The 19114-nt window shown below is 62.4% G+C and carries 25 protein-coding genes; 9 read left to right on the top strand and 16 right to left on the bottom strand.

Features of this window, described 5'->3' with window-relative positions:
* Window positions 1-37: 37 nt before the first annotated feature.
* From ACLIKD_RS11660 to ACLIKD_RS11615, 10 genes are all read right to left on the bottom strand, one after another.
* Window positions 38-547, bottom strand: a complete 510-nt coding sequence (locus ACLIKD_RS11660) for a hypothetical protein (RefSeq protein WP_428825194.1) — start codon at window positions 545-547, stop codon at window positions 38-40.
* Between the two features lie 83 nt (window positions 548-630).
* The gene (locus ACLIKD_RS11655) at window positions 631-1155 is read right to left on the bottom strand and encodes a hypothetical protein (protein WP_428825193.1); all 525 of its coding nucleotides are present in this window, start codon (window positions 1153-1155) and stop codon (window positions 631-633) included.
* Between the two features lie 98 nt (window positions 1156-1253).
* Window positions 1254-1496 (bottom strand): hypothetical protein, encoded by a 243-nt coding sequence (locus tag ACLIKD_RS11650; RefSeq protein ID WP_428825192.1) that lies wholly within the window; start codon window positions 1494-1496, stop codon window positions 1254-1256.
* An 87-nt stretch (window positions 1497-1583) separates the two neighbouring features.
* Window positions 1584-2009 (bottom strand): hypothetical protein, encoded by a 426-nt coding sequence (locus ACLIKD_RS11645; protein WP_428825191.1) that lies wholly within the window; start codon window positions 2007-2009, stop codon window positions 1584-1586.
* Between the two features lie 68 nt (window positions 2010-2077).
* Window positions 2078-2431 carry a DUF6966 domain-containing protein gene (locus ACLIKD_RS11640; protein ID WP_428825190.1) on the bottom strand — a complete coding sequence of 118 codons (354 nt, stop codon included), beginning with the start codon at window positions 2429-2431 and terminating at the stop codon, window positions 2078-2080.
* A gap of 399 nt (window positions 2432-2830) precedes the next feature.
* Complete coding sequence (locus ACLIKD_RS11635) at window positions 2831-3139, bottom strand: hypothetical protein (protein ID WP_428825189.1); 309 nt, start codon at window positions 3137-3139, stop codon at window positions 2831-2833.
* A gap of 140 nt (window positions 3140-3279) precedes the next feature.
* Window positions 3280-3939 carry a ceramidase domain-containing protein gene (locus ACLIKD_RS11630; RefSeq protein ID WP_428825188.1) on the bottom strand — a complete coding sequence of 220 codons (660 nt, stop codon included), beginning with the start codon at window positions 3937-3939 and terminating at the stop codon, window positions 3280-3282.
* Window positions 3940-3970: 31 nt separating this feature from the next.
* Window positions 3971-4432, bottom strand: a complete 462-nt coding sequence (locus ACLIKD_RS11625; RefSeq protein ID WP_428825187.1) for a CopD family protein — start codon at window positions 4430-4432, stop codon at window positions 3971-3973.
* Complete coding sequence (locus tag ACLIKD_RS11620) at window positions 4429-5250, bottom strand: Mut7-C RNAse domain-containing protein (protein ID WP_428825186.1); 822 nt, start codon at window positions 5248-5250, stop codon at window positions 4429-4431. Before ACLIKD_RS11620 ends, ACLIKD_RS11625 begins: the two co-directional genes overlap by 4 nt.
* Window positions 5251-5313: 63 nt before the next feature.
* Entirely contained in the window at window positions 5314-5796 is a 483-nt protein-coding gene (locus ACLIKD_RS11615) for a glutathione peroxidase (RefSeq protein WP_428825185.1), read from the bottom strand.
* Window positions 5797-5970: 174 nt separating this feature from the next.
* Here ACLIKD_RS11615 and ACLIKD_RS11610 point away from each other — a divergent pair, with 174 nt between their 5' ends.
* From ACLIKD_RS11610 to ACLIKD_RS11585, 6 genes are all read left to right on the top strand, one after another.
* Window positions 5971-7209 carry a threonine/serine exporter family protein gene (locus ACLIKD_RS11610; protein ID WP_428825184.1) on the top strand — a complete coding sequence of 413 codons (1239 nt, stop codon included), beginning with the start codon at window positions 5971-5973 and terminating at the stop codon, window positions 7207-7209.
* Window positions 7210-7325: 116 nt separating this feature from the next.
* Window positions 7326-8405 (top strand): bifunctional DNA-binding transcriptional regulator/O6-methylguanine-DNA methyltransferase Ada, encoded by a 1080-nt coding sequence (gene ada, locus ACLIKD_RS11605; protein WP_428825183.1) that lies wholly within the window; start codon window positions 7326-7328, stop codon window positions 8403-8405.
* Entirely contained in the window at window positions 8405-9052 is a 648-nt protein-coding gene (gene alkB / locus ACLIKD_RS11600) for a DNA oxidative demethylase AlkB (RefSeq protein WP_428825182.1), read from the top strand. Before ada ends, alkB begins: the two co-directional genes overlap by 1 nt.
* On the top strand, window positions 9016-9954 hold the full coding sequence (locus ACLIKD_RS11595; protein WP_428825181.1) for a DNA-3-methyladenine glycosylase family protein: 939 nt from the start codon (window positions 9016-9018) through the stop codon (window positions 9952-9954). Before alkB ends, ACLIKD_RS11595 begins: the two co-directional genes overlap by 37 nt.
* A 94-nt stretch (window positions 9955-10048) precedes the next feature.
* Window positions 10049-10612: a hypothetical protein gene (locus tag ACLIKD_RS11590; protein ID WP_226416302.1), complete on the top strand. Its 564-nt coding sequence runs from the start codon at window positions 10049-10051 to the stop codon at window positions 10610-10612.
* Window positions 10613-10635: 23 nt separating this feature from the next.
* Entirely contained in the window at window positions 10636-11022 is a 387-nt protein-coding gene (locus tag ACLIKD_RS11585; RefSeq protein ID WP_428825180.1) for a hypothetical protein, read from the top strand.
* Here ACLIKD_RS11585 and ACLIKD_RS11580 read toward each other — a convergent pair.
* On the bottom strand, window positions 11006-11377 hold the full coding sequence (locus ACLIKD_RS11580; RefSeq protein ID WP_226471083.1) for a hypothetical protein: 372 nt from the start codon (window positions 11375-11377) through the stop codon (window positions 11006-11008). The two genes, ACLIKD_RS11585 and ACLIKD_RS11580, sit on opposite strands and share 17 nt — an antisense overlap.
* 64 nt (window positions 11378-11441) lie before the next feature.
* The gene (locus ACLIKD_RS11575; RefSeq protein WP_428825179.1) at window positions 11442-12350 is read right to left on the bottom strand and encodes a LysR substrate-binding domain-containing protein; all 909 of its coding nucleotides are present in this window, start codon (window positions 12348-12350) and stop codon (window positions 11442-11444) included.
* A 92-nt stretch (window positions 12351-12442) separates the two neighbouring features.
* On the opposite strand from ACLIKD_RS11575, the gene ACLIKD_RS11570 reads away from it, so the two are divergent.
* A complete protein-coding gene (locus ACLIKD_RS11570) occupies window positions 12443-12745 on the top strand; it encodes a DUF2917 domain-containing protein (RefSeq protein ID WP_428825178.1) in 303 nt (100 codons plus the stop codon).
* 14 nt (window positions 12746-12759) lie between these two features.
* On the top strand, window positions 12760-13431 hold the full coding sequence (locus tag ACLIKD_RS11565; RefSeq protein ID WP_428825177.1) for a glutathione S-transferase: 672 nt from the start codon (window positions 12760-12762) through the stop codon (window positions 13429-13431).
* Window positions 13432-13509: 78 nt separating this feature from the next.
* Here the strand turns inward: ACLIKD_RS11565 and ACLIKD_RS11560 are convergent, their stop codons facing one another.
* Together ACLIKD_RS11560 and ACLIKD_RS11555 are read right to left on the bottom strand one after the other, a co-directional pair.
* Window positions 13510-13980 (bottom strand): hypothetical protein, encoded by a 471-nt coding sequence (locus ACLIKD_RS11560; RefSeq protein WP_428825176.1) that lies wholly within the window; start codon window positions 13978-13980, stop codon window positions 13510-13512.
* 97 nt (window positions 13981-14077) lie between these two features.
* On the bottom strand, window positions 14078-15313 hold the full coding sequence (locus ACLIKD_RS11555) for a cation:proton antiporter (protein ID WP_428825175.1): 1236 nt from the start codon (window positions 15311-15313) through the stop codon (window positions 14078-14080).
* Window positions 15314-15481: 168 nt separating this feature from the next.
* On the opposite strand from ACLIKD_RS11555, the gene ACLIKD_RS11550 reads away from it, so the two are divergent.
* Window positions 15482-16078, top strand: coding sequence for a 2OG-Fe(II) oxygenase (locus tag ACLIKD_RS11550; protein ID WP_428825174.1), 597 nt, complete (start codon window positions 15482-15484; stop codon window positions 16076-16078).
* 25 nt (window positions 16079-16103) lie between these two features.
* Here ACLIKD_RS11550 and ACLIKD_RS11545 read toward each other — a convergent pair whose 3' ends face one another.
* Window positions 16104-17261 (bottom strand): iron-containing alcohol dehydrogenase, encoded by a 1158-nt coding sequence (locus ACLIKD_RS11545; protein ID WP_428825173.1) that lies wholly within the window; start codon window positions 17259-17261, stop codon window positions 16104-16106.
* A 184-nt stretch (window positions 17262-17445) separates the two neighbouring features.
* Window positions 17446-19095: a methyl-accepting chemotaxis protein gene (locus ACLIKD_RS11540; RefSeq protein WP_428825172.1), complete on the bottom strand. Its 1650-nt coding sequence runs from the start codon at window positions 19093-19095 to the stop codon at window positions 17446-17448.
* Between the last annotated feature and the right edge of the window lie 19 nt (window positions 19096-19114).

Genomic DNA, 19114 nt, shown 5'->3' with positions numbered 1-19114 from the left:
AGCGGCCAAAGGCCGCGCCTTGACCGGACTGTTAGGCTTACACATAGGCGGAATAGAGCTTTGCCGAAAGAAGCATAAGGAAGCCGACGAGGGTGCACCCATTTCTTAGCTGGTAATGGATGAGTGTTCTCTTTTGCGCAGCCTGAAGCTGAGGTTTTAACTGTTCAATTTGTTTGCTCAGCAGGGGGATTTGGCTGGCCGCGTATTCAGGGGTATAGGTCTCGCCAGTTTGCGTGTTGATGCCAGAACCATTTTGTGTGACAGAGGCGAGCACGCCCCGCCTCTCATAAGCGTGAAGGACTCTGTGATTAATCAGTGTTCCTTGGTTTACTGCTTCGATTCGACGAAAGCCGAAAACTGCCGCAAGTACAAGAACAAGCAGCGCAAGCAAGTCTAGCGTGCCTGGATTCAAGCCAAGTCGTTCGGCTTTGTAAGTCTGCGAGATATACGCGCAGAGCGCTCCAAGAACGCCAAGAATGAAGTAGTCGAACTTTTCCGTCGACTCTCGCCATTTCTCATATACGCCATCGCTGCGGGCAGTGGACACTTTGTAGGCCTAACGTTGTAAATCACCGGACGTAGGCAAGCGTAGCTTGCCGGAGGTCCGGTGGATTGGAATGTTAGAACGCGTTACGAGATTGCCCATGTAAGCCCCTGCGATGGATGAACAGGAGCGCCCCAAGGTGCGCTGCATTCTGCGCATGAGATACCAGATGAGTGCTGGGTGTAGGTGCTGACTAGCTTGAACTGTTGTGATGCCCGAATTTCTTCAATAAAACCCTTGGTCTTCTGTTTATCCCAGCATGCAAATGAAGAAACTACGGGACTGAGTTGAAAGACTTGCAACGAGGTCTTAAAGGCGACAGAAATACGCAATTTGAAAGCTGGCACCCAAGCAGAGAAACCATCTTTTTCAGGGGGTAAGCTCATGATGCGATTGACACCAAACTCATACACAGTCCCGCGCCCCCGATCCATAAGTTCAAAATAAGCCACAAGGCCATCGCCGTTTTCGGACCGTACCCCCTCTACCGTCGTTTCCAGCCAAGAGGCTGTAGCGAATTGCAGCAAATCTTCGGCAGAAAGAGTCTTGAGAGTCTTCCCCGATGATTTCAATAACTGTCGTAGCGATTTCTCTGCTTCTTCCGGGCGCATAGGTTTTAACGTAGAGCTAACCGGCGCTGCGCGGCTTTATCGCGTAGCGTCCAGCGACCGAAGGGAGCGAGGTTGAGCGCCATGTTATGCGGCTAATCTTAGTTGTGCGCGCCATAGTCAATGAACTCCCATGGGATTTCCCGTTTGAAAATGGCGATGGATTCCTCGACAACGCTTAGCGGTACATCTTTTTTGTACACGGTAATTTCTCTCGACTTCCTAGTGTCATCGCGGAAGATTTCCAGCGCTAAGTCGTCTCCGAGATAGATCTCAACGCCAATGCCATCGCGATCGCTCACGTCGCTTGCCACCACCACCTTGATTTGATGATCATCGTTCATTCGCTTCGACTCGCAAGAGACGCATAACGTTGAAAATCACCGGACGGAGGCAAGCGCAGCTTGCCGGAGGTCCGGTGGATTGTGATGTTAGCCCGCATGGCCTGGCTTTCTGCGCGAATGAATAAGCTCTTTGCAGCGAGAAGATACACGGGCGTTTGTTTCAGCGAGATGGGATAGAACTTGTTCCATCTCATCACCATTGGTAAACGGATATACGTCAAGGTGAAGCGCAATTAGCAATTTGCGATTATCAGTACCTTCGCGTAGCCACGTTTCAATAGTTCTGTGGATGCTGCCGCCGTTGTCATTTGTCTGCCACGTCAGCAGATCGAATAGTTCGGCAACAAGCTCAAAGGGAACTGTTCTTGGGATTTCGGAGAAGAGGATATTGGCCAAGTCTGGTTCCCCAAACTCGGTGACTACGGCTTCAGCAGTATCGAAGGACACCGAATACTGCTGATCATCGCGCTCTACGCAGATTGCGTCCAAAGCAGCAGAGATAACGGAGTGCATGGTATGCGGGCTAACGTAGAAGTGAGCAGCCTGCGCGGCTTATCGCGCAGGTCCGCTCGACTGCCGGGTTAGAGCGCACGGACGCCGCCTTCCACGACCATGAGGGCCAACGCACTCTCATACACCTTTCCCGAAAAGCGTTCTAGATGTTCCATTCCGGGAACGACACTAAACGACCCATTCGGATTGGCCGCAAGCGGCGCATAGTCATTGAAACTACCCATGCCACCGAAGACCGAGCGGATAGAACCAGACAACTCATTCAATTGGCTTTGCTCGAAACCGAGAACTTTGAGGTCATTCGCCCTAGACAGACAATACTCGAAGTGCCGCCGCCACTGGCAGTTCTGGTCGAGAGAGAGAAACTCGACAAGTTCACTCAGGGATGCAATGAGGGCGTTCAGTTGTCCGGAGCGGTTCATGGTGGTTGCGCTCTAACAGTGTTTACACGGACGCATGGGTCCGTATAACAATTGATATTGCTGACGTTGGATTGGCTGCTTAAATCGCATTGTCTTCAGTGATTTAGGACTCTGACGGTCAGTATAACAAAGTAATATGCCGTACAGATTTTAAGGTGATCGGGCGCATCAGCGTCCGCTTTCGGAAAAATCAGCCAATGGCCGCTCTTGGCCGGATTCTGCCTGATGACGTGCGTAACCAGCATGTCCTGGTTTAGTTTTCCGCGTTTGCCGCACATCGGGTCGGAGACGCGAGATTGGCCGATGCCGAGTTGTTCGGTTGCTTCGGTTTGCGTCCAACGCTAACGCCAGCAATGAAAAAGGCCGGGAAACCCGGCCTTCTTTGTCTTTCGGTCGCTATCACGCGACGCGGTTGAGTATCGCGGCCAGTTGCGGGTAGTAACCAAGCAGGCTGACTTCTACCCGGTTGCCGAATTTGACCGACTCGGCAACTTCGCGGGCGGCGGCCGACTGCTCGACCAGCATCGGGAAGAACTGGTGCGCATCGGTCACGGAAAAGATGGTCATCAACAAGTTGCCACAGGCCTGGTAATAGGCCGGGTCCAGCCGAACTGATTTGGCTCCCGCATCACAGGCATCGAGATAAGCTGCCGCGCTGGTCGCGGTGATTTCGAGTGTGCTGAGGGCGGTTTGGCTAAGGGGGAACATGGTGACACTCCTTCGTGATTCATTACTGAAAACTGCGTCTGCAGATGTATTAACGTCTGCGCGGGCAGTTAAGTTGAGGGAGTTAACGGACTGTTACACCTTGCTACATCCGCTGTACAAAACCAGGCCGGACGCCGGTTTCAGGCGTTGCTCGGCTGGTTCAGCAGGTAGGCGCGGGTGGTCAGGTAAAGGACGAGGCCGTTGAGCAGGTGCCAGATGAAGTGGGTGCCGAGCGGCGACCAGCCGCATGCCCACTGGTCGAGCGAGCGGAAGGCGAGGGAAACCACGAAAACACCGGCCGCCAGATAGACAATCGCCGGTTCGCGTTTGCCGGTGGCGTGGTGGTAGGCGGCGATGCTCAGGATGAACAGCAGCGCCCCGCCATAGAGCAGCGAACCGTTGAGCCATTCCGGCGGAAACTGCAGGAATCCCAGGTTGACCAGCAGAAAGAGCGCCAGCAGGCCGGCTACGCTCGGCGCTTTCTGTCCGGCGACGAAGCGCGCGTAGAAAAGCAGGAATGCCAACTGGTAGATGAAGATCGGCAGCAGGTCGGCGGCCATCATCGTGCGGTTGGCAAAGGTATGGAAAAGGAAGCTGCCGATCCCGATGGCGAACAGGTTGATGGTCAGGAAAACCGATGCGGCGCCGGCCCGCCCCGGCCTGCGACGGATCAGCCAGACAATGGCCAGCGCGGCAACGATGAAAGACAGGTTGCTCAGCGCATTGACCGGCTCTGCCCAGAAAAGGCTGGTGGTGCGTTCGCAGTAGATATCGACGGCGCTATCGGGCGAGGCATTCACGGTCGTCAGGCCAGGTGCGCCGTCGTCGGACTCAGGCCAGGTAACGGCCGAGCGTGGCGAAGCCCAGCGTCAGCAGGCCGAGCAGCAGGTTGCTGCCGACCATCTGGCGGATGCGGTTGAGGGCGGCGCCGCCGGCTTTCCAGTCGCCGGCGTCGACGGCCCGGCGCAGGGCCGGGTAGGGAACGCTGGTGACGTAGACATAGATGGCGATCATCAGCATGCCGCTGGCCAGCATCAGGTGGCTGCCCGGCGGTATCGCGCCGGCGCCGTACTGGCCGAACATGATCATGCCGCTGGCGGCAATCAGCGCGACGGCCCACCACACCCAGACGAAAAAGCGGCCGAAGACGCCACGCCACAACTGCAGCCGTTGCGGCGGCTCGAACAGTTCAACGATGGTCGGCCGCAGGCAGACGTAGGCGAAGAACATGCCGCCGATCCAGACGACAACGCCGACGAGGTGGAGAAAAAGCAGCAGGGAATGCAGGTTCATGTGGTTTTTTCCTGGAGGGTGGCGGCGGCGATGGCTTGGCTAAGCCGCTCGCGCATGTGTTGCCAGTGACTGCCTTCCCAGAATACACGCTGGCAGACGGCGCAGGTGCTGAAGCGCTGGCGCTGCTCGCGGACGCTGAGCGGCAGGGTGTCGATGATCTGGGCCTTGGCCACCGCGCGGAGCGGCGCGTTGCATTCGAGACACAGCGAGAACGGTCGGACCCGGCCGGTCAGATCGAGGCGGGCGAGGATTTCGACCAGTTGCGCCGTCGGTTTCAGCGCATGCACGTAACAGCCGTGGCTGATGCCGCGCCGCTTGAGCAGCGCGCGGTCGCGGGTCAGCACGATGCGGCTGTCGCTGGCCGCCAGGCGTTCGATTTCGTCATCGGCGAAATGGTTGTCGTACAACGTATCAAAACCGGCCAGGCGGAGCAGGCGGGCCAGACCGCCGAGATGCGCGTCGGCGACAAAGCGCGTGACGCGCAGCGGTTCCGGGCGCAGGCGGAGCAGCGGGCCGATGTCGAGGCTTTCGAATTTCGGGTAGATGGAGACACGGTCGCCCGGCTGCAAGCGCGCTGCGAAGCCGACCGAGACCCCGTTGACCAGGATCAGCTCGACCTCGGTATGCGGCACGCCGGCAGCCTCGATCAGATGCTTGAGGTTGGCCTCGGTGCCACAGGGCAGTTCGAAGTCGCGATAGCGGCGGGCCGGGGCGATGAAGTCGTTCAGTTCCTCGTAGAAGCGGAAACTGACCGTCGTCGGCCCGGCGAGAGCGCCGGCGGATGGCAGGTCGCCGGGCATCGCTAGATTTTCCGGCATGCGGCGCAGCTAGCGATGCCCGGTATTTTCGCCAGCCTCACGGCGGAACACGAGCCAGCCGCTTTACAGCAAGGCGGCGATCGCATCGCTCAGGTCTTCCGGCTTGGTCGCCGGGGCGTAGCGTTCGACCACCTGGCCTGCGCGGTTGACCAGGAATTTGGTGAAATTCCATTTGATCGCCTCGGTTCCCAGCACGCCGGCCGCTTGGTGCTTCAGGTAGTTGTAGAGCGGGTGGGCCTGGTCGCCATTGACCTCGATCTTGGCGAAGATTGGGAAAGTGACGCCGTAGTTGAGCTGGCAGAACTCCCCGATGGCCTTGGCATCGCCCGGCTCCTGGCCGCCGAACTGGTTGCAGGGAAAGCCGAGGATAACGAAGCCCCGGTCCTGCATGTTCCGGTAGAGCATTTCGAGTCCGGCGTACTGCGGCGTGAAGCCGCAGGCGCTGGCCGTATTGACGATCAGCAGCACTTTGCCGCGGTAGGTATCGAGGCTGACGGTCTCACCGTTGAGGAGCGTGGCGTTGAAGTCGTAGATCGAAGTGCTCATGGGATTGTCCTTGGTAGCAGTGGCTAAACGCTTTTGGATTGTCGCCGGGCTAATTTGGTTCGAATATTCATCGGGCGTGAAGGTGCTGGCGGCCGGCCCTGAGTTCGTCCGCCGTCCTGGGGTAAAGTGCGCTTCCTTGCATTAACGACTGGCCGGCAATCGGTATCCTGACTCATGAACGAACAAACCCTGGCGCGGCTGGCGCATTTTCTCCGTGACCTCGGGCAGGCGCTGCATGTCAGCGGCGCACCGGCCCACGATCTGGAAACGGCGATGAAGGAGATCGGCCGGCGCCTCGGGGCGCGGGTCGAAGGCTTTGCCGTGCTGACTTTCCTGGCGCTGACCGTGGTTTCCGGCGACAAGTCGCGGCGCGTCGAGTTGCTGCGCCTGCCGCCCTACGACTACAACATGGCCCGGCTGATCGACCTTGATGCGCTGTGTCGCGAGATCTCCTCGGTCGATCAGCTGGCGGCCTACGCCGAACGGCTCGCCGTGATCATGCGCCAGCCGCCGCCGTGGTCGGGCTGGCGTTTCGTCCTGATGGGCTTCCCGCTGTCGGCTTCGGTGGCCCTGCTGCTGCGCGGCGGCAGGGTCGAGATGCTGTGCGGCGGCCTGATCGGCATGTTGTTCGTCGCCGGTTATCTGCAGTTCGCCCGCATCCCCCGCCTCGGCCCGGCCGTGCCGGTCATTTTGTGCGCTTTGGCCGCCTTCATGGCGCAGGGGCTGGCGCATATATGGCCGCAGCAGGTGCCGTTCATTTCCGCGGTGGCCGGCATCGTGCTGCTGCTACCGGGGTTCATGCTGACCGTGGCGATGTCGGAACTGGCCACCCAGAATTATCTGGCCGGCACCGGCAGGCTGACCGGCGCCTTCGTGCTGTTGTTCCTGATGGGCGCCGGCCTGGCCATCGGCACCCAGGTCAGTCTCGCCTGGCTGCCCGCCGTGCCGCTGCCGGGCGCCTTGAACCCCGTGCCGGGCTGGGCGATGTGGGCGGCGATCGCCGGGCTGGGCGTCTCGCTGCTCGCCGTGCTACAGGCGCCGTGGTCGTCGGTGCATGTCTCGGTTGGCGCCTGCCTGCTCGCCTGGGCCGTCTATTCGCTGGTCGATGCCCGGATGGGCAATGTCGTCGGCGCCTTTGCCGGGGCGCTGGCGGTTGCCAGTGCCGGCCATCTTTACCAATATCTCAGCAAGCGCCCGGCGGCGCTGGTCCAGATTCCCGGCCTGATCACGCTGGTTCCCGGCAGCATGGGCTTTCGCGGCGTGCATGCGCTGATCGAGCAGGACAGCGCGGCGGGCATCAGACTGATCACCGACATGGTGATGACCGGTGCTGTGCTCGCCGTCGGGCTGCTCCTCGCCAACAATATCCTGCCCTTGCTGTTCGAGCCGCGGGACAACAACCGGGCGGCGTAACGGCGCGCCATTTTTTTGTGCCCAGCGGCGAATTCAAAAGCAAGCAACGAGGTGTTTTATCCCTTGAACGGGGCTAGATTTGGGTTGTCGACTGGTCAATGCCGGAAAGGATGCCAATGAACGCCTCAAATGTGATTGAACGCCGCGCTGCGGCGGCTTTGCGCGATCCGCGCTGGCCTGCGGTGGTAGCCCGCGACCCGGCGGCGGATGGCGAATTTTTCTATGCGGTGCGGACGACCGGGGTCTATTGCCGGCCGTCCTGCGGCGCGCGCACCCCACGGCCGGAAAATGTCGAGTTTCACCGCTCTGCCGCCGCGGCCGAGCAGGCCGGGTTTCGCGCCTGTCGGCGCTGCCGTCCCGATTTGCCGCCGCTGGTCGAACGCCAGGCCGTTGTCGTCGCCGAGCTGTGCCGGCTGATCGAGCAAGCCGAGGCGCCGCCGACGCTGCACCAACTGGCCGGCCAGGCCGGGCTGAGCGCCCATCACCTGCATCGGCTGTTCAAGGCACACACCGGGCTGACCCCGAAAGCCTACGCCGTGGCGCGGCGGGCCGAACGGCTGCGGGCCGGCCTGACGGCGGAGAAGTCGGTGACCGAAGCGGTGTTCGCCGCCGGCTACAACGCCAGCGGGCGCTTTTACGCCGAGGCGGCGGGCATCCTCGGCATGACGGCCAGCCGTTACCGGGCCGGCGGCGCGGCGGCCGAAATCCGTTTCGCCATCGGCCAGTGCTCGCTCGGCGCCATCCTGGTCGCCGCCAGCGAGCGCGGGCTGTGCGCCATCCTGCTCGGCGATGATCCCGAGCTGTTGCTGCGCGATCTGCAGGATTGCTTTGCCAAGGCCCGGCTGATCGGCGGCGACGCCGACTTCGAACGCTGGGTGGCCGAGGTCGTCGGCTTCGTCGAGGCGCCCGGCATCGGCCTGACGCTGCCTCTCGACATTCGCGGTACCGCCTTCCAGCAGCGTGTCTGGCAGGCCTTGCGCGAGATCCCGGCCGGGCAGACGGCGAGCTACAGCGAGATTGCCCGGCGCATTGGTCAGCCGCAGGCCGTCCGCGCGGTGGCCGGCGCCTGCGCGGCCAATGCGCTGGCCGTGGCGATTCCCTGTCATCGCATCGTGCGCACCGACGGCAGCCTGTCCGGCTATCGTTGGGGCGTGGCGCGCAAGCGGGCCTTGCTGGAAAGGGAAGGAGGGGCTTGATGGGCGATTTGTTGGCCGGGATCGACAGCCGGCAATGGACGGAACGGCTCGGGCCGGGCGCCGTCGTTCTGCGCGGTTTCGCCCTGGCTGCGGCCGGGGCGATCTATGCGGAGATCGAGCGGATCGTCGCCCAGGCGCCGTTTCGTCAGATGCAGACGCCGGGCGGCTTCCGCATGTCGGTGGCGATGAGCAATTGCGGCGACTACGGCTGGGTGACCGATGCCTCGGGCTATCGCTATGCCGCCGCCGATCCCGACAGCGGCCGGCCATGGCCGGCCCTGCCGGCAGCTTTCCGCGAACTGGCGAGCCGCGCAGCGGGCGCCGCCGGCTTCCCGGACTTTGCGCCGGATGCCTGCCTGATCAATCGCTATGCCCCGGGCGCCCGGATGTCGCTGCACCAGGACCGGGACGAGCGCGATCTGAGCCAGCCGATTGTTTCCGTGTCGCTCGGCCTGCCGGCGGTGTTCCTGTTCGGCGGCGGAAAGCGCAGCGATCCGGTCAGCCGGGTCCCGCTCACCCACGGCGATGTTGTCGTCTGGGGCGGGGCGGACCGCCTGCGCTACCACGGCGTGCTGGCGGTGAAGGATGGGGCGCATCCGCTGGTCGGCGCGTGCCGGCTGAACCTGACTTTTCGCAAGGCCAGGTGATGGCCGTCGCGCGGCAGACTTTCACCCTCGAGTTGCCGGCTGGCTTTCGCGCCGCCGACATCCTGAAGTTTCACCAGCGCGATGCGCAGGGCTTGGCCGAGCGGGTCGAGGCCGATGCCTTGCACAAGGGGTTGCTCTGGGATGGCCGGGCGGCTTGTCTGAGCGTGCGTTTTCGGCCCGGCCAGGCCGAGGTGGAGATCGCCATCGATGGCCCGTCGCCGGCTGTGCCAGGCGTCCCCCTAACGAACCAGGTGCGCCGCCTGCTCGGGCTGACCCAGTCGGTCGAGGTGTTCGAGGAAACCTATCGCCAGCATCCGCAACTCGGGCCGCTGCTCGCCCGCCAGTCCGGCCTGCGCGTGCCGCTGGCGGCGACGCCTTTCGAGGCGCTGACCTGGGCTATCACCGGTCAGCAGATCAGCGTCGGCGCGGCAGTCTCGATGCGCCGCAAGCTGATCAAGGCGGCCGGCGCGGTGCACTCCGGCGGTCTCGCCTGTTACCCGGATGCCGAGCGGCTGGCCGCGCTCGGCGAGGCCGATCTGCGCGCCGCCGGCTTTTCGCAGAGCAAGGCGCAGACCCTGCGGCTGGTCAGCCAGCTGGTGCTGAGCGGCGAATTGCCGCTTGCCGAATGGCAGGAAACGCTGCCGGTCGAGGCGATGCGGCAGCGGCTGCTGGCCGTCCGCGGGATCGGCCCGTGGACGGTCAACTACACGCTGCTGCGCGGTTTCGGTTGGCTGGACGGTTCGCTGCACGGCGATGTTGCGGTGCGGCGCGCTCTGCAAAGACTGCTCGCGGCGCCGGAAAAAATCGGCGAAGCGGCGGCCCGCGATTGGCTGGAGCCGTTTTCGCCCTGGCGCGCACTGGTCGGCGCCCACCTGTGGGCCAGCCTGGCACTGACCGCCTGAGCCGCCCGGTCGATTAGTGGCGTATGCTGTGCCACCGCTAGTGGTATCCCTCGCCGCAACCATGGCGACAAAGTCTGGATGAAAGGATCGTCCCGTGAGCCCTGCCAAGATCAATGACCTCTTCGACACGCTGCGTGCAGCCTGTTCCCGCCAGTTCGGCTTCAACCCGCGGCAAATCACGACGAGCATGCGCTATGTCGGCACCGAGGGCCACGGCAAGGACCTCGTGCATGTCTTTCGCGATGCCGGCAGCCATTCCCAGATCGTGTTGAAGAGCACCTACGCGACGCTGCGCGAAACGCAGGGCGACAAGCCGCACTGGACCGACGCCGAAAAAGCCCACTACAAGCTGAGCGATGCCGAGATTGACGCCGATGCCGCGGCGCGCCAGGCAGTGCTCGAATACACCCGGAGCAGCCCGCTCTATGTCGACCACCGCGAACAACTGCTGTCGCACTACAAGGCCTGGCCGGGCTACCAGGCGGGCCAGAGCAACCCGCGCGAAGCGGCCGCCGCGCTGATCAAGGCCCTGGCCGAGGCGCACGATGCGCGGCTGACGGCCTTTGCCGAACACGTCGGGTCGACCGATCCGGAGCATCTGGCGCATCTGCTGCTGGCGCCTTGCCACCTGGAAATCGAAACGCTGCCCAAGGCGTAGCCGGCCGGCGGCCGGTAAGGAAAATGCCGGCCTGGCTGAACATCCGCGCGCCGGCGTTGTCTGTCGATGAGTTCTCCTGGAATTCATCCATGCAAACGAAAAATACCCCGTCGGTGCTCTACCGGTATTTCTTCTTTGGCTGGCTGTTTCATGACGTGGCCCGCGGCAACCTGTTCGAGCGGAATGCGGCGTGGCAGCACAACCAGGCCCAATCGCATTGGCTGCCGACCTATCTGCGCCGCTGGATCGTGCTCAGCGGCTCGTTGTTCGCCGCCGGTGGCCTGAGCGCGCTGCTCTTCGAAGGGCACTGGATCTGCATTCCGTTCTACGTGCTGTTTTCGGTCGCGATCCCGGTCTGTTCGGTCATTGTCGTGGCGTGGCTGGGTTTTCGTTTCATGCCCCATCCTTGAGCAGGTTTCTCTCGCGCACGATCGGCACCACGAACTTGACGGAAAACGTCCAGCCGTCCGGCGTGGCTTTGACGATCAGGGTTTTCGAATGCGCCCCGGCTTCGAAAACCGCATCGCTGCCGGCCAGTTCGATGGCCCCGACTCCCTTGATGACGCAGGCGCCGGGCAAGGTGACGAAAGCCGCTTCGGCGGCGACCAGGACGAACTGCCCCTCCTTGGATTCCGAACAGGACAGGCCCTTGGGCACGGCGGAAGGATCGCGTTTCCATGTCTCGCGCAGCGTCTCGAGACCCTGCAGCAACTCGGCGGTGGTCTTGACGGCAAGACCGACTTCACAAGATTTCGTATGGGCCATGCGTTTGCTCCGGCGGTAAGTGTTGCGCCCCATTCTAGCCGCCGTTGGCTCGCGCTCGGCCAGATCAGGGCAACTTGGTCGGAATTCCCCGCACGTCGGCGAGATAATCGCCGACTTCCGCTGTCAGCCAGTCGGCAAAGGCGCGCAGCTTGGCGGTGCCATGGCTGCGCATCGGCCAGACCAGCCAGTACGGGTTCTGGTAGGGGGCGGTGATGGCCGAGAGCTGGACCAGTTCGCCCTGGCGCAGCGCATCGTGCACCAGCGAGCGGCGGGTCAGGGTGACGCCCTGGCCTTGGCGCAGGGCTTCGATGACCAGATTCGAATCGCTGTACACCGGCCCGCTGAGCTGGGTTTCAGGCAGTCCGGCGGCGGCGATCCAGTTGCTCCAGCTTTCCACCGAACGGATCAGCGGGGCGGCCAGGATTTCGGCCGGAGACCGCGGCAGCTGGCCGCCGTTGAAGTGCGGCGCGGCGACGGCGATCAGGTCGTCGGCAAACAACTGGATCTGCGAGGTGCCTTCCCAGCCGCCCGGCCCCATGCGAATCGCCGCATCGACCCGGTCAACCTGGAAATTGACCAGTTCCAGGCTGGCCCGCAGGTGGAGCTTGAGGTCGGGGTGCGCCGCCAGGAAGCGCGGCAGGCGACGGACCAGCCAGTTGGCGCCGAAGGAGGGCAGGATGGCGATGATCAGTTCATCGGCCCGCGGCAGCGACAGCACGTCCGTCGTCGCGCTGGAAATGTCTTGCAGCGCCATGCGCAGGCGCAGCGCGTAGATGCGGCCGTCCTCGGTAATGCTCAGCCGCTTGCCATGACGGGTGAACAGCGCCAGGGCGAGATATTCTTCCAGGGTGCGGAGTTGCTGGCTGACCGCGCCGTGCGTCACGTGCAGTTCGTCGGCGGCCTTGACGACGCTGCCGAGGCGGGCGACCGCTTCGAAGGCGCGCAGGGCGGGCAGGGGTGGGATATTTTTCATGTTAGAAATTCTAACGTTTAACGGGAAAAGAAATCGGTTCTTTCTCTCTGCTGGCTGGCGTAGATTGTGAGCATCTAATCTGGATGGTAGTCATGGTTACATACGCCCGCTTTCTGCTCTATCCCGGCGAAGTCCTCCGTGTCGATGGCGGGCGGCCGGTGAATATTGCCTGCGAGCAGGGCGAGCTGTGGCTGACTGCCGGCCGCGAACGCATCGACCATGTCCTGCGGCCAGGCGAGCGGGTGCGGTGTCCGAAAGGGCTGATCCTGATCGAAGGCAGCGGCGTGCTGTCGATCAGCCCGCCAACCGCATCTTCATTCGGCTGGTGGCGTGGCTGGCTGCCGTTTCGCAACCTGGCGCTGATCGGCCAGTCCAACAGCGGTGTTTTATCTTAGCGGAGCAAAATCTGATGTTCGATCTCTATATCGGTAACAAGAACTACTCGTCCTGGTCGCTGCGCCCCTGGCTGCTGATGAAGCATTTCGCCGTGCCCTTCACCGAACATATGGTTTCGGTGGCCGGGCGCGATTACAACCCGGCGCTCAAGCCGCTGGCCGGCAACGCCCGGGTGCCCTGTCTGCACGAGGACGGCTTTCAGGTCTGGGAGAGCATCGCCATTGCCGAATTCCTCGCCGAGCGCTACCCGGCGATGTGGCCGGCCGATGCCCGGGCCCGCGCCCGGGCGCGCAGCATTTCGGCCGAGATGCATGCCGGTTTCGCCCACCTGCGGACGGCGATGCCGATGAACCTCAAGCTCAAACTGCAAGGCCGGCCGGCGACGCCTGAAGTTCAGCGCGATATCGACCGGGTCAGTGAAATCTGGAGCGAAGCCCGCCGCGACTTTGCCACGGCCGATGGCCCCTGGCTGTTCGGCAGTTTTTCCGTGGCCGACGCGATGTTCGCGCCGATCGTCTGCCGGTTCGACATCTATAACGTCAGTCTGCCGCCCGTCGCGGCGGCTTATCGCGATGCCCTGCTGGCCCATCCGGCGCTCCGCGAATGGTCGGCGGCGGCCTTGCTGGAGAGCGAAGCGCACGCTCATTACGACCGGCTGGTCGAGGAATACGGCGGCTTGCGTTGAAGGCCGGGGGCGGATGCCGGTGATGCAAACAGTTCGGGGGGCAACAGCCCCCCGAACGACGGAATTTCCTGAATCCCCTTAGTGGTCGCGGCCGTGACCGTGGCCGTGTCCCCGGTCGTGATCGTCGCCGCGGCGTTCCTGGCGATTGTCCCAGCGCTCGTGGTCGCGCCGGTCGTCGCGGTAATCGCCGCGGTAGCCGTCGCGGTCACCATGCCGATCACGATAACGCGGTGCATATTCGCGGTTGTACCAGTCGTCCCTGACGAAGTAGACGCGCTCGCCGCAGGCCCGGTACTCGTAACAATGGTCGCGCCAGTGCCTGGCATGGCCGGGCGGAACGCGCAGATAGACCGGCGGGCGGCCGACCGGCACGCGCTCGATGAAGACCGGCTGGGGGTAAAGCAGGCGGGGTCGGGGAAAGCCGCCGATATCGATCTGCCCGTAGAAACCCGGTTGGCCGATATTGACCGAAACCGCCACATCGGAGGCCATGGCCGGCGTGCCCAGCGTGCAGCACAGTGCCGATAGCGTGATCAGAAAGCGTTTCATGTGATTGATGTTCCTTTGAGTAACGTATTCATATAACGGGCGGACGCCGTTGTCGCCGACCGCCGGTGTGTAACAAGCTGTAAGTTCGAGCAGCCGACTAGTGCGGCCGCTGGCGCCGCCAGAAAATATTCAGCAAGGGCTTGACGCTGGCGCCGTGTACCACGATCGACAGCGTCACTACCACCAGGGTCAGTTGGATGAGCTGCAACGACAGGGCTTCCGGCAAGCCGTGCTGGATCACGTACATCAGGTAGTACAGCGAACCGATGCCGCGCACGCCGAACCAGCCGATCAGGCCGCGCATCCGCCACGAGGCGCCGCTGCCCAGCATGCCGAGCAGCACACTGACCGGGCGGACCACGGCGAACAGGAAGACCGCGAAGCCGACGGCGCGCCAGCTCCATGAATCGACGAAGAGCATGCCGCCGACCAGCAGGATCAGCAGCACTTCCGACAGGCGTTCGAGGTGTTCCTTGAATACCAGCGAGCCTTCGCTGACCAGGGCCGGCGGTTCGGCCACGGTTTCGCCTTCGGTCGCCGGCGTGTCGGGCGCTGCCGGGCTGCCTTTGACCCGGCCGGCCAGTTTCAGCTCAGTCTGATGGAGCGCGACGGCGGCGAAGAACACTGCCAGGAATCCCCAGGCGTCGATCAGCACACTGATGCCATAGACGACGCCGATCAGACCGAGTCCGAGAAAATCGTCCATCAGTTCCCGACCCTGCTGCTCGCCGCGGATCTTCCAGGTCAACCGGGCCAACAGTGTGCCGCACAGCACGCCGACGGCAATGCCGGCCAGCGTCGCCCACAAGACGTCGAACATCACCCAGCGCAGGCCGGTTTCGCCGACTTCATGCAGGCCGAGCAGCCCCATGCCGAGCATCACGAAGGGGAAAGCGCTGCCGTCGTTCATGCCGGCTTCGCAGGTCAGCGTGAAGCGCAGTTGATCGTGATCGCCCGGATGGCGGATCTGCACGTCGGTGGCCAGTACCGGATCGGTCGGGGCGACGATGGCGCCGAGCAGGATGCAGGCGCCGAGCGGCAGATCGAACAGGTAGTAAGCGAAGGCGGCGACCATCGCGACGCTGGCCGTCATCGATACCGTGGCCAGCAAGACCGGAGTGCGCCAGCGCTTGAAGCTGAGCGGCGCGGGCATTTTGACGCCGGCCGAAAACAGCGATATCAATACCGCGACCTCAGTCAGTACCTCGAGCAGCGCCGACTGTTTCAGCGGGTTGAAGTGAAAGACATTCAGTACGGTAGGCCCGACCAACAGGCCCACGGCGAGATAAATGATGGCGGAAGAAACCTTGAGTCTGGAAGTCGTCAGCGCCATGAAAAGCAGCAGACCGCCAACCAGCAAAAACCATAACGGAGTGGAAATCATCGGGCAAGTTTAAACGACAAGGGGGCGTGTTACTGTGTGTGAAGGGTGACTCACTGTTGAGCACTCCACGGATTTGCGTGCCAAAGCGGTAGTTTACGGACTGAATATTCCACAACGATGAACATCGCAGCCATTGCCGAGCAGTTGGAGCACGTCGGATACATCGTTCTGGACAAACCGCTGGTCGAAAATTTGTCGGCGCTGCTGTTTGCTCGTTGTCACGACGACGAACATCAGAAATTTCACGCCGCGCAGATCGGCCGAGGTTCCGCCAAACAACAAATCGACACGATACGCGGTGACGTGATCAGTTGGCTGGACGCCAGCGACAGCACCGACAACGCCTATCTGAACTGGATGGAAAGCCTGCGGGCCGGGCTGAATGCAGCCCTTTATCTCGGCTTGTTCGATTACGAGTGCCATTACGCCATTTATGGCGCCGGGGCCGCCTATGCCAGGCATTCCGATGTGTTGAGCGGCAAGCGAAACCGGATACTCTCGACGGTTTTCTACCTGAACGAAGACTGGCAGGCGAGCGACGGTGGCGAACTGGTGCTGTTCAAGCCGGACGGCGATACGGTCATCGCCACGGTGAACCCGACCTTCGGCAAGATGATCATCTTCCTGAGCGAGTCGTTTCCGCACCAGGTACTCGCCGCCCACAACAACCGGCGAAGCATCGCCGGCTGGTTCCGCGTCCGCGATCTCAACTGAACCAGCCGGCGATGCCGCGCCCCGCTCAGAGAGCGCCGGTGAGTATCTTCCGGCTGACTTCCGGGGTGATGTTGCGATGCTCGCCGAGTGTCGTCATGCCGTGCGCGGCGAGCTGGCTGACCAGCGTGTCGATGGCCTCGACGCCGATACCATAGGCCGACAGGCGGGTCGGGATGCCGAGAAGCTCGAAGAACTGGGCGGTGCGGCGAATGGCTTCATCGATCCGCTTGTCTTCGTCGCCGACGCTGATTTCCCAGACCCGTTCGGCGTATTGCAGCAACTTGGCGCGCTTGTCGGCGCGCTGGACATTGAGCAGGGACGGCAGGACGATGGCCAGCGTGCGTGCGTGGTCGATGCCATGGCGCGCGGTGATTTCGTGGCCGATCATGTGCGTCGCCCAGTCCTGCGGCACGCCGGCGCCGATCAGCCCGTTGAGTGCGAGGGTCGCCACCCACATCAGGTTGGCCCGGTTTTCGTAATTCTTCGGGTCGGCCAGCACTTTCGGCCCGAGTTCGATCAGGGTTTGCAGCAGGCCTTCGGCAAAGCGATCCTGGACCATGCCGTGCACCGGGTAGGTCAGGTATTGCTCGACGATGTGCACATAGGCATCGACCACCCCATTGGCGATCTGTTCGGGCGGCAGCGTGTAGGTTTTCGTCGGATCGAGAATCGAAAACAGCGGAAACACATGCTTGCTCATGAAGGCCAGCTTGGCTTTCGTTTCCTTGCGCGTGATCACCCCGCCATTGTTCATTTCCGAACCGGTGGCCGGCAAGGTCAGCACGCTGGCCAGGGGCAGGGCGCCCTGCACATTGGCGCCGTGGGCAAGCATGATTTCCCACGGATCGCCGGCAAACGGAACCGCCGCCGCGACGAACTTGCTGCCATCGATCACCGAACCGCCGCCCACCGCCAGCAGAAAATCGAGTTTCTCGTTTCTGACCTGGTCGACGGCGCGCATCAGCGTCTCGAAGGTCGGATTGGCCTCGATGCCGCCGAATTCCTGAACGGTACGCTGGCCAAGCGCCGCCTTGACTTCATCGAGCGTGCCGTTCTTTCTGGCGCTGGCGCCGCCGTAGAGGATCAGCACACGAGCCTGGGCGGGAACCAGTTCGTTCAGCTTTTGAATCGTTTCGCTGCCGAAAATAATTTTCGTCGGATTGTGGAAAGTGAAATTCAACATTTTGTTTCTCTGGTTGGACCGGCCGTCTCGTTGCGGGGCAAAAAAGCGATCGGTGTTCGGAATATCGAAGGATGAAAGAAATGCCCGTGGTGCTTGAGCGTCAGGCTGTCGGCCGGGGCGAAAGGTTCAATGCACGATGCCGATGCCGGACAGTCGCCCGATTCGGCATTTTGCCACGGCGAATTCACGCCACGCGAAAGCCCGAGACCGCTTTCGACAGGGTCTGCGAAAGCGAGCGCAGGTCGTTCGTCGAGGCGCTGATCGATTGTGCCGCCGCATTGTTTTCTTCGACCATGTTGGCGATGCGTTCCATGCTTTGCGCGATTTCGGTCGAGGCTGTCTGCTGCTCGGAAACCGAGTTGCTGATTTCGGTGACGCCGTGTTTCGAATGCGTCACCGAGTCGCGCGAATGTTCGAGCGCGCTTTCGACTTCGCTGGCCAGCCTGGTGCTCGCTTCAATCGCTTGCTCGCCGGCTGCGATGGCCCGCTGAACGGCATTCGACTGCTCGATGATCGAACGCGTCACGCTATCGATTTCGATTGCCGATTTGCCGGATTTTTCGGCCAGCTTGCGAACTTCATCCGCCACCACGGCAAATCCCCGCCCGGCCTCGCCGGCCCGCGCCGCTTCGATGGCGGCATTCAGGGCGAGCAGGTTGGTCTGGTCGGCGATGTCGCGGACGTCCTGCGTCATGCCGGTAATGGCCTGGGTGCTGGTGATGAATGCCGCGACCGTGCGGGCGATTTCATTCATGTTGTCGTGGATGTGGCCAACTTCGAGGACCAGCGTTGCCACCTTGTGCGAGCCATCGGTCGTCCGTTCGACGCTGTCCTCGGCCTGGGCATGGACATCGCGCGCCGTTTCGGAAACCGAGGTGATCGCCACCGTCAGCTCTTCGATGGCTGCCGCGCTGGTCGCCACGGCGTTCGACTGCTGCTCGGAAACGTCGGCCAGCGCCCGTGACGAACCGGCCAACTGCTCGGAGGCCGAGCTGACCTGCTTGCTGGCGCCGTGCACTTCGCCAATGATCCTTTGCAGCTGGGCCATCATTTTGTTGAAGGCGCCGGCCATCCGGCCGATTTCATCCTGATGCTGGAGGTCGGCGCGTTTGGTCAGGTCGCCGTTTTCGGCGATCAGGGTCATCGTCGATTCGAGGTTTTGCAGCGGGCCGGTGATCGAGCGGACGAAAATCACGGCGAGCAGCGTCAGCACGATCAGCGAGCCAATCAGGAAAAGAGCCAGGCCCATTTTCACCGCGGCAAAGGTTTCGGCCGCGTTTCGGGTTTCTGCGCTGTAGAGCTCCTTCGAAATATTCTCCATCTCGCCGACCATCTCGTCGATCGCCTTGGTCGGCGCCCGGTCTACGCCACGAACGAGTTTATCGACCACGCTGCCCGGGTCGCTGGCGCTGCGGTCGTATTGCTTGAGCGCTTCGCGATAGGTCTGCCCGAGTTTCTCGAAACTGGACAGTGCGGCGTCGATTTTCAGACGTTCGACCACCCCGAGTTTCCCGGCGGCCGCCTTGACCTCCTCGAGGCGTGTCCTGACGGCGCTTTCTTCGTCCTCGAAACCCTTCAGGTGCTTGTTGAAGGCCTCGCCATCCTTGCCGCGCAGCAGGATGTTTTTCCATTCCTGGACCTGTATCTTGAAATGTACCTGGGCGCCACGCGCCTTGTTGACCGCCTCGACGACGCTGGCGTGTTGCTCGATCGCCTCGTTCAGGGCGTTGCTCAGCTTGTTGGCCTGGCTGAAGGAGAAAGCGCCGACGCTGAGCAGGGCGAGCAGGGCGACGGCAACAAGAATGACCAGCTTCTGTTTGATCTGGAGGTGCATGAGTTAAGTCGTCCTCTGT

Origin of the sequence: Azonexus sp. IMCC34842 (assembly GCF_050368855.1) — a bacterium.
Lineage (GTDB): Bacteria > Pseudomonadota > Gammaproteobacteria > Burkholderiales > Rhodocyclaceae > Azonexus > Azonexus denitrificans_A.
Note: the sequence above shows the minus strand (reverse complement) of the source record. Positions and strands in the feature narration are given on the sequence as shown.

Coding starts and splice junctions, on each gene's coding strand:
- ACLIKD_RS11655 (WP_428825193.1), bottom strand. CDS start 1,155: ATGCGCCCGGAAGAAGCAGAGAAATCGCTACGACAGTTATTGAAATCA.
- ACLIKD_RS11650 (WP_428825192.1), bottom strand. CDS start 1,496: ATGAACGATGATCATCAAATCAAGGTGGTGGTGGCAAGCGACGTGAGC.
- ACLIKD_RS11645 (WP_428825191.1), bottom strand. CDS start 2,009: ATGCACTCCGTTATCTCTGCTGCTTTGGACGCAATCTGCGTAGAGCGC.
- ACLIKD_RS11640 (WP_428825190.1), bottom strand. CDS start 2,431: ATGAACCGCTCCGGACAACTGAACGCCCTCATTGCATCCCTGAGTGAA.
- ACLIKD_RS11635 (WP_428825189.1), bottom strand. CDS start 3,139: ATGTTCCCCCTTAGCCAAACCGCCCTCAGCACACTCGAAATCACCGCG.
- ACLIKD_RS11625 (WP_428825187.1), bottom strand. CDS start 4,432: ATGAACCTGCATTCCCTGCTGCTTTTTCTCCACCTCGTCGGCGTTGTC.
- ACLIKD_RS11620 (WP_428825186.1), bottom strand. CDS start 5,250: ATGCCGGAAAATCTAGCGATGCCCGGCGACCTGCCATCCGCCGGCGCT.
- ACLIKD_RS11615 (WP_428825185.1), bottom strand. CDS start 5,796: ATGAGCACTTCGATCTACGACTTCAACGCCACGCTCCTCAACGGTGAG.
- ACLIKD_RS11610 (WP_428825184.1), top strand. CDS start 5,971: ATGAACGAACAAACCCTGGCGCGGCTGGCGCATTTTCTCCGTGACCTC.
- ada (WP_428825183.1), top strand. CDS start 7,326: ATGAACGCCTCAAATGTGATTGAACGCCGCGCTGCGGCGGCTTTGCGC.
- alkB (WP_428825182.1), top strand. CDS start 8,405: ATGGGCGATTTGTTGGCCGGGATCGACAGCCGGCAATGGACGGAACGG.
- ACLIKD_RS11585 (WP_428825180.1), top strand. CDS start 10,636: ATGCCGGCCTGGCTGAACATCCGCGCGCCGGCGTTGTCTGTCGATGAG.
- ACLIKD_RS11580 (WP_226471083.1), bottom strand. CDS start 11,377: ATGGCCCATACGAAATCTTGTGAAGTCGGTCTTGCCGTCAAGACCACC.
- ACLIKD_RS11575 (WP_428825179.1), bottom strand. CDS start 12,350: ATGAAAAATATCCCACCCCTGCCCGCCCTGCGCGCCTTCGAAGCGGTC.
- ACLIKD_RS11570 (WP_428825178.1), top strand. CDS start 12,443: ATGGTTACATACGCCCGCTTTCTGCTCTATCCCGGCGAAGTCCTCCGT.
- ACLIKD_RS11565 (WP_428825177.1), top strand. CDS start 12,760: ATGTTCGATCTCTATATCGGTAACAAGAACTACTCGTCCTGGTCGCTG.
- ACLIKD_RS11560 (WP_428825176.1), bottom strand. CDS start 13,980: ATGAAACGCTTTCTGATCACGCTATCGGCACTGTGCTGCACGCTGGGC.
- ACLIKD_RS11555 (WP_428825175.1), bottom strand. CDS start 15,313: ATGGCGCTGACGACTTCCAGACTCAAGGTTTCTTCCGCCATCATTTAT.
- ACLIKD_RS11550 (WP_428825174.1), top strand. CDS start 15,482: ATGAACATCGCAGCCATTGCCGAGCAGTTGGAGCACGTCGGATACATC.
- ACLIKD_RS11545 (WP_428825173.1), bottom strand. CDS start 17,261: ATGTTGAATTTCACTTTCCACAATCCGACGAAAATTATTTTCGGCAGC.
- ACLIKD_RS11540 (WP_428825172.1), bottom strand. CDS start 19,095: ATGCACCTCCAGATCAAACAGAAGCTGGTCATTCTTGTTGCCGTCGCC.